This window comes from Rothia sp. HMSC071B01 (assembly GCF_001808945.1).
Lineage (GTDB): Bacteria > Actinomycetota > Actinomycetes > Actinomycetales > Micrococcaceae > Rothia.
On the sequence record NZ_KV795068.1, the window covers coordinates 147,698 to 155,391 of the forward strand.

5 protein-coding genes, 1 tRNA gene and 1 other RNA gene are annotated in these 7,694 nt (G+C 59.6%); 2 read left to right on the top strand and 5 right to left on the bottom strand.

The genetic code is table 11. From position 1 onward, the window contains the following. Positions 1-7: 7 nt before the first annotated feature. The 5 genes from HMPREF2527_RS01465 to HMPREF2527_RS01485 all read right to left on the bottom strand — a co-directional run bounded on the left by HMPREF2527_RS01465 (position 8) and on the right by HMPREF2527_RS01485 (position 7,028). Positions 8-667 carry a PIN domain-containing protein gene (locus HMPREF2527_RS01465; RefSeq protein ID WP_070505877.1) on the bottom strand — a complete coding sequence of 220 codons (660 nt, stop codon included), beginning with the start codon at positions 665-667 and terminating at the stop codon, positions 8-10. After that, on the bottom strand, positions 661-1,131 hold the full coding sequence (locus tag HMPREF2527_RS01470; protein ID WP_070505880.1) for a helix-turn-helix domain-containing protein: 471 nt from the start codon (positions 1,129-1,131) through the stop codon (positions 661-663). The genes HMPREF2527_RS01465 and HMPREF2527_RS01470 overlap by 7 nt, the downstream gene beginning before the upstream one ends. A gap of 227 nt (positions 1,132-1,358) precedes the next feature. Continuing rightward, positions 1,359-2,654 carry an aspartate kinase gene (locus tag HMPREF2527_RS01475; RefSeq protein WP_070505882.1) on the bottom strand — a complete coding sequence of 432 codons (1,296 nt, stop codon included), beginning with the start codon at positions 2,652-2,654 and terminating at the stop codon, positions 1,359-1,361. A gap of 187 nt (positions 2,655-2,841) precedes the next feature. Next, positions 2,842-4,014, bottom strand: a complete 1,173-nt coding sequence (gene recR / locus HMPREF2527_RS01480; protein WP_070505885.1) for a recombination mediator RecR — start codon at positions 4,012-4,014, stop codon at positions 2,842-2,844. Positions 4,015-4,214: 200 nt separating this feature from the next. Continuing rightward, complete coding sequence (locus HMPREF2527_RS01485; RefSeq protein WP_070505887.1) at positions 4,215-7,028, bottom strand: DNA polymerase III subunit gamma and tau; 2,814 nt, start codon at positions 7,026-7,028, stop codon at positions 4,215-4,217. A 228-nt stretch (positions 7,029-7,256) separates the two neighbouring features. On the opposite strand from HMPREF2527_RS01485, the gene ffs reads away from it, so the two are divergent. Together ffs and HMPREF2527_RS01495 are read left to right on the top strand one after the other, a co-directional pair. Then, positions 7,257-7,353, top strand: an RNA gene (ffs, locus tag HMPREF2527_RS01490) — signal recognition particle sRNA small type. Positions 7,354-7,552: 199 nt separating this feature from the next. Beyond that, a tRNA-Ser gene (locus tag HMPREF2527_RS01495) sits at positions 7,553-7,641 on the top strand. Positions 7,642-7,694 lie beyond the last annotated feature (53 nt).

Sequence of the window (7,694 nt, forward strand, 5' to 3'; positions counted from 1 at the left end):
TGTCTATCTAGTTACTAGAAGACCGGGCTTTAAACTCACGTTCATAATCGTCAAACTGTGGGCTATTAATCACTGCAGTCCGAAGATAACGGGCAAATTGACCCGCTCCTGCTCGTTCAAGTGCGCGAGGAATATCAGTCTCCGTGAATCCCTTAGAGTGAGCATAAGATTCCTGGGAAAGATAGACCTCGGCAAATAAGGAGGGATGAGCGTATTCGGTGAATTGCATCAGAAAATCATCCGCGCTGAGTGTCTCATAATTTTGAATATTCTGAGCTTCTTCCGTGGAAGCATAATCGAGCAGTTTGCGGTCATCGGTGACTAATGCGTGCATGCCGCCGTGTTGGGCGGCAGCATGCACATGAAGATCGTTTATATCGGGAAAGCCAGCAACTGGTTCAACAGGGAAACCTGCGATTAGGGACTTGCAGGATGTCAGGATTTGTTGTTTCCATTTCTCAATTTTTGCATCATGAATCATTGGGTCCTTTCGGCGTGTGTGGTATCCAAACTCATCCATGATTCGGGTGGATACGTATGGAGCGAAAAATCTGTAGTCACTCTCCTTTGTCAAAAGGAGAATCCAATCGCGAAGAGTCTTAGACATCAGAATGTTCGTATCCAGTAGGACAGATTCAGCATCTGATAATGTGCTCTCTTTTACCACGCAGGTCCTCCGATAATGTCGTTGAGATTGTTCTCTTCCTCAAATTTCCAAAGATCTTTGAGAGCTTGTTCCTTCTGCGCGATAGTCTTCTCCAAAAGGGTCTTGCGGAAAGCGTCAGCGTCCTCAGTACGGATACGGAAGTGGCTACCCACCTTATGCGCCGGAAGGTCACCAGAACGAATAGCCTTCATAAGCGTGGGGCGGGAAATACCGATACGCTGAGCCGCAACGGTCGTCGTCAAATCGTGAGGGACAACCTGAACGTCAATACTCTGACCCTGCGCTAGGGCATGGAGAACGTGCTGAATGACCTGGTTAAGGGCATCACCAAGTTGCTGGCTTTCTCGACCTGAAACAGTCAGCTCAATGGTGGTTTCTTCAGAGTTCTTGAGAATCTCCCGCGCCTCTGCGCGAGCCTGGTTGAGGGTATCTTCCTCCAGAGGGGTGGTTAGGGTGGTGGTCATCATCTTCTCCTTGGGGTTGGGTGAATAAGCGCCTGAAGACACCACGTCGATGGGGCGTATGTCATTCGGGGGAGGCTCATCCACGGTTGACACAACCTTACCCCTATCTGAAATAACTGTAAAGTGTTTCAGTTATTTCACCTATACATCGACAAAAGGGAGGGGCGGCGCCGGACCAAACCAGCACCGCCCCTCCCGAAGCGTACAGCTCACAAACGAGCTAAACTCTAGCGGCCAGTACCACCGTAAACAGTAGCCTCACCCTCAGCATCCAGACCGAACGCAGTGTGCACCGCGCGAACAGCCTCATCCAGCTTGCTCAGCTCAGTAATCACCGAAATACGGATCTCAGAGGTCGAAATCATGTCGATGTTTACGCCCGCCGAGGACAGAGCCTCGAAGAAGGTGAACGAAACGCCGGGGTTGGTCTTCATGCCCGCGCCAACCAGCGACAGCTTACCCACAGACTCGTTGTAAATAACCTCCTGGAAACCCAACTCAGCCTGCGCAGCCTTCAGCGCCTTCAGCGCAGCGTCGCCCTGAGCCTGATCCAGAGTGAAGGAAATGTCGGTCACGTTCGGGCGGTCGGTGGGAACGTTCTGAACAATCATGTCCAGGTTTACCTTCGCCTCGTTAATCAGGCCGAACACCTTAGCGGCCGAACCGGGAACGTCCGGAACGCCAACAACGGTAATCTTTGCGCGGGTGCGATCGTGCGCGACACCGGAAATCAGGGGCTGCTCCAAGGGAATCTCCTTCAGATGAATGGGGGTCAGTTCCGCGGACTCCTCCGGAACCACGATAGTGCCTTCAAGGTCCGAGAACGAAGAACGCACGTGAAGCTTCAAGTTAAAGCGACGAGCATACTCGACGCTACGCAGGTGCAGAATCTTTGCACCGTTCGCCGCCATCTCCAGCATCTCCTCGCTGGTGATGGTATCCAGCTTGTGCGCGGTCGGCACGATGCGCGGGTCGGCGGTGAACACGCCGTCCACGTCCGAGTAAATCTCGCACACATCGGCGTTCAGCGCGGCGGCCAGCGCAACGGCGGTCGTATCGGAGCCGCCGCGGCCCAGGGTCGTAATGTCGCCGCTCTGACGGTTCATGCCCTGGAAACCGGCCACAATCGCGATATTTCCGGCCTCGACGGACTCACGGATGCGATCGGGGCGAACCTCCACGAGGCGCGCCGAACCGTGCACGCCGTCGGTAATCATGCCAGCCTGCGAACCGGTGAAGGACTGCGCCTTAGCGCCCAGGTCGTTAATGGCCATCGACAGGACGGCGGTCGAAATGCGTTCACCGGCGGTCAGCAGCATGTCCAGCTCACGCGAGGGAACGACATTGCTGGTGACCTCTGCGGCAAGGTCGAGCAACTCATCGGTGGTGTCACCCATAGCGGACACCACGACGACCACATCGTTACCTGCCTTCTGAGTGTCCACGACGCGGCGGGCAACGCGCTTTACACCCTCCGCATCAGCTACGGAGGAACCGCCGAACTTTTGGACGATCAGGCTCATTGATATCTCCAGGTCAGTTACTTGTGTGCTACCGGCAGGCGCCGGCTCCTCATTTATAGTAAACGGCGTTCAGCGCAAGCGGCGAACTGTGCACCCGTATGTATTGCCCCGTGAAATATTACGTAGTATTACGCGGTGGTGACGCGGGATGCGGAGGCGGGTACAGCACGCCCGCGGAGGCGAGTTTTTAGGTCCACGGGTTCACATAAGTGACACCCGGCAGCGGCGGAACATCCGGCTTCGGGGTGCGCAACGGGGCGTTCTGAATAGTGCGGATCTTCTCCTCATAGTCGGGGGTGCGGAACACCTCCGGCGCATCTTCCGCCTGCTCGGTTGCGGGTGCCTCAGTGGGTTCGGAGGCGGCGCTCGCCGGAGCCTCCTCGCCGGAGTTTTCGCCCAAGTCAGGGGTTGCTTCTGCTTCTGCCAATTCAGGTGTAGAGCCCGCACCAGAATCGGTGGGGGAGCCCTCACGGCGGGATTCTTCCGCGCCGGATTCCTTGTCGCTGGATTCCTCAGCCTCCTGCAGAACCCGCTCGATCAGCTGCTCATCCACCGTGCCCTGCACACCCTCAGCGGCGGGCGCCGCCGGGTCGGAAACGGCAGAATCCTCAGAATCCAGGTCGTCAAACATGCTCGAATTCCAGCGGCGACGACTCTGCTTCGCCTCCTGAGCCTGAACCTGAGCCGCCTGCTCACGCTCCTGCTCCTCCTCGCGGTTCACGCGCTCAAAATCCTGAGCGGCAGTATGCGCCACTGCAGTGCCCTCGCTAATGACGCGGCGGCCCTCCAATGCGCGGCCCAGGGTAATCTCGTCCGCATACTCCAGGTCGCCACCAACCGGAAGGCCCGAGGCCAGGCGCGAGAGGCGCACACCCAGCGGCACGAGCATGCGCGAGAGGTAGGTTGCGGTCGCCTCACCCTCAAGGTTCGGGTCCATCGCCAGAATAATCTCCTGGATACGCTCATCCGCCAGGCGGGACACCAGCTCACGGATACGCAGCTGCTCCGGGCCCACACCAGCCAGCGGGTTAATAGCGCCGCCGAGCACATGGTAGCGGCCGGTAAAGGAACGGGTACGCTCAATCGCCACCACGTCCTTCGACTCTTCGACCACACACAGCACGGACGGGTCGCGGCGCTCATCACGACAGATCGTGCACAGCTTCGTCTCGGAGACGTTACCGCACTCCTCGCAGAAGCTCACGCTGGTCTTCACCGTGGAAATGGCGTTGGCTAGGCGCGCCATATCGGCAGCATCCGCATTCAGAATGTGAAAAGCGATGCGCTGAGCCGACTTGGGGCCCACACCCGGCAGGCGGCCGAGCTCATCAATGAGGTTTTGAACTGCTCCCTCGTACATGGCTTCTCCTTACAAATGCGGTGTGTCGTGCTGGTGTGTTGTTCTTGTGCTGGTGTGCTGTTCTTGGGCGACGTTATGAGTATGCACCCAACCCCTGACAGTTTAGGGGCGTTTCGCGTAGCGAGTATGCGGCTGGGATGAGCGCGCCCGCCATCGGTGCGATGGCGGGCGCGGCACCTACTCGGTGTTAGATTCCCGGATTAGGGCTGGTGCAGGGGACGTTCGTCAATGACGGTGCCACCAATAATTTTTTCGATAGCGCGCAGACCGATGAAGGTGCTGTTCTCGACCTTCTCGTCATCATCAGAGACGTAGTCCTCATCGGATGCGGCGCGTGCCGGGCGAGCCGGTGCCGCCGGTGCGCTGGGAGTCGGTGTGCTAGGAGTCGGTGCTGGGGTTGCGTTAGAAGCCTGCGCTGCGGGCTTCTCATCGCTTGCCGGAGCAGTATCAGCCGGTGCTGCCTGCGGTGTCTCTGCCAACGGACCAGCAGGCTCAACCGGATTAGCAAGCGGACCAGCCGGTGCTACAGGCGCAGTCGGCATTGCGGGCGCAGCGGGTGCCTCAACCGGTTCAGCGTAGGCAGGCTCATCCTCAAAAGGGGGCTCCTCCTCATACGGAGGTTCCTCCGCGTGAGGGGGCTCCTCCGCGTGAGGGGGCTCCTGTGCATACTGGGGATCTGGGGCATGCTGGGTTTCCTGTGCTTGCTGGGGTTCAGCAGCGCTCTCCTGCTGCGGAACTCCACTACCGGAGGCCGCAAAGGAATCACGCTCACCAAAACCACCCGCCGGAGCAGTCGGAACCTGCTGAGCTACCGGAGCAACCGGGGGCTCAGGCGCAAGCGGGCCCGCCGGGGCTTCCTGAACCGGTGCCTGCACTGCCGCCTGGGCAGCCTGCTGAGGTGCCTCCTCGGGGGCGCTCTGCGGAATCGGGGCAACCTCCCACGCACCCAGGGGCGCATCCACGCTCGTAGACTCGGGGGTGTTTGCGCCGGTCAGCGGCTGACCGTGGCGACGCCACGCATCCTCACCGCCGCGCGGACCATCAGCCAGAGGCGCCGGCTGAGCGGGCTGCGGGGGAGTCTGCTGAACGGGCTGCTGAGGCACCTGCGGGGCAACAGCCGCCGGAACTGCAGGCTGAGCTGCGGGAGCACTGGGCGCAGCAGGCTGAGCTGCGGGCTTGACCTGCTCACCGGGCTTCGCCACCTGAGCGTGAATGGTCACCTGACGGCGCAGAAACTCACTCACGCGGGCGGTCAGCTCGGGCACAAAGCCCTTGACCGCGCGCAAAGTCGCAATGTCGGCGCTCACGTACAGGGTTGCGCCGTCCATGCGGGCGGGGCGAACCTTCATCAGCTGCTCCGCCGCACCGGGAACGCTCATTCGGTTAAGAATGGCGCGCCAATTACCCTGAACCGCCGCCAGCGGATCGTTCGGGTCAAGCTTCAGAGGCGCGGAGGGGGCACCCGCCGCAGCGGCATCAGCTACAGAAGAAGCGGGGGTATCCGGTGTCGCCGGGGCGTTACCCGCTAGGGGAGCACCAGCCGCAGGTGCGGACTCCTGCGCGGTCGGTGCCAGAGGTGCAGCACTAAGGGGCGCACCTGCCAGCGGGGGAGCACCCGCGCTAGCCTGCTGAGAGCCGCCCCGCTGAGGGGCTACCTGCTGCGCGGGCTGAGCTGCCTCCTGAACCGGGGCGCTAGGAGCCTGTGCACTAGGTACCTGAGCTTCAGTAACCGGAGTCTTAGGTGCCTGGGTCTTAGGCATTAGACCAGCCGCCGCCATACCCGCCGCACGAGCAGCAGACATGCCACCCTGCGCCGGAACCGAACCAGCAGCACCAGAAGCCACGCGACGCTCCAAAACCTGCAGGCGAGAAGCCAACGCCGCAACCTCCGCACCACCGGCAGAACCCTCCACCGCAGGCAGAAGCAGACGAGCACACAGCAACTCCAGCTGAAGCTGCGGATTCGCCGCACCCGTCATACCATTCAGAGTCTCATTCGCCGTACCCGCAGCAACCGCCAGCTCACGCTCACCCAAAGCCTGAGCCTGCTGGGCCAAACGCTCCAACTGATCCTGCGGAACACCCTGCAAAATCTGGCCGGCAGCCTGCGGAACAGCCTTCACCACAATCAAATCACGCAGGCGCTCCAGCAGATCCTCCACAAAACGGCGAGGATCCTGACCGGTCGCCACCACACGTGACACCGCACCAAAGAGAGTCGGCGCATCCTTCGCGCCCAACGCCTCAATAACCTCATCCAGAAGCTGCGCGTGGGTATAACCCAGCAGCGCCACCGCACGGTCATACTCAATACCGTTCTGCGACGACGCACCAGCCATCAGCTGATCAAGAATCGACAGCGAATCACGCACCGAACCGCCGCCAGCACGAATCACCAGCTGCAATACACCCGGCTCAACCGGCACCTGCTCCTGATCGCACAGGCCCTGCAGGAATGGCAGAAGAACCTCCGGCGGAACCAGACGGAACGGATAATGGTGAGTACGCGAACGAATCGTACCCAACACCTTATTCGGCTCAGTCGTCGCGAAGATAAACTTCACATGCTCCGGCGGCTCCTCCACAATCTTCAGCAGCGCATTGAAACCCTCACGGGTCACCATATGCGCCTCATCAATAATGAAGATTTTGTAACGGTCACGCACCGGCGCCAAAGTAGCGCGCTCACGCAGGTCACGGGCATGATCCACGCCGCCGTGGCTCGCCGCATCCATCTCAATCACGTCAAGAGAACCGCCACCATCACGCGAGAGCTCACGGCACGAATCGCATACACCACACGGAGTAGGAGTCGGACCCTGCGCACAGTTCAAACAACGCGCCAAAATACGCGCCGACGTGGTCTTACCGCAACCACGCGGACCCGAAAACAGGTACGCGTGATTCACACGGTTCTTCTCCAAGGCGACCATAAGAGGTTCGGTCACGTGCTCCTGCCCGATAACCTCAGCAAAGGTTTCGGGGCGATAACGACGATAAAGGGCAGTGCTCACGGCAACCTCTTCAACTCGGGGGTGCGGATAGGACAATCCCTACCATTTTAGACGCTTTACTCTCGGCCCGAGTGGCCGACAGTCACCGGTGAACACGCCACCGCACCACCGCCACCGCGACACCTACTATGGACACTCACCCGGGCGCTCACCCGGGCGGCATGTACGCCCACAGAAATACCGCGAACACACCGAATTCCCAAGAACCCAAAAATCCGGTACACTGGTTCTTGCCTCTTACGTGGCGTTATCTTGGAAAACTCCCCCAGGACCGGAAGGTAGCAAGGGTATTCGAGCTATGGCGGGTGCGTAGGAGGTTTTTTCATGCCCAAAAACGGGTACCTGGATAGTTCACACCCGTCATATGCACTGCGTGCCCGCTCCGCTGGCGCTCCGCCCAAAAACAGGGGCACAAGCATCCATAAATGTGCTTTCTGTTACTTTTCCCATTCAGGGCTTGCGTGCTTAGCAAAAGCGTAGTAAGGTTTTATTTGTTGCCTACGCAATGCGTAGAAAACATAGCTGGAGGATTCGCCTAGCGGCCTATGGCGCACGCCTGGAACGCGTGTTGGGTTAACAGCCCTCGGGGGTTCAAATCCCCCATCCTCCGCCACCGATCCCCGGTCTTAGATTCTAAGACCGGGGATTTTTTATACCCCTTGGTAC

Coding starts and splice junctions, on each gene's coding strand:
- HMPREF2527_RS01470 (WP_070505880.1), bottom strand. CDS start 1,131: ATGACCACCACCCTAACCACCCCTCTGGAGGAAGATACCCTCAACCAG.
- HMPREF2527_RS01475 (WP_070505882.1), bottom strand. CDS start 2,654: ATGAGCCTGATCGTCCAAAAGTTCGGCGGTTCCTCCGTAGCTGATGCG.
- recR (WP_070505885.1), bottom strand. CDS start 4,014: ATGTACGAGGGAGCAGTTCAAAACCTCATTGATGAGCTCGGCCGCCTG.